The organism is Bacillus sp. SIMBA_031 (assembly GCF_046535225.1).
Classification (GTDB): domain Bacteria; phylum Bacillota; class Bacilli; order Bacillales; family Bacillaceae; genus Bacillus; species Bacillus velezensis.
Genome location: NZ_JAWRXC010000430.1, coordinates 1 through 257 on the forward strand (window position 1 = coordinate 1; position 257 = coordinate 257).

1 pseudogene is annotated in these 257 nt (G+C 44.4%); it reads right to left on the reverse strand.

From position 1 onward, the window contains the following. Window positions 1-257 (reverse strand): annotated as a pseudogene (locus SB724_RS20915) (lactate dehydrogenase); the annotation flags it as partial.

Sequence of the window (257 nt, forward strand, 5' to 3'; positions counted from 1 at the left end):
GGTTTTACGGCTAAGCGTAAGCATAAGTGCAATACAATGCTCTGCGACTGCCTCAGGGCTGTAAGCCGGAACGCGCAGAACACTCATGCCATGCTGTTTAGCAGCGGCTAAATCTACATTATTAAAACCCGCACAGCGCAGTAAAATGATGTTAACCCCAAATATAGCCAGTTGATCAATAACCGCTTTATCTACCGAATCGTTTACAAATACGCATACAGCATCAAATTCTTTAGCTAAAACCGCAGTGTGCATCG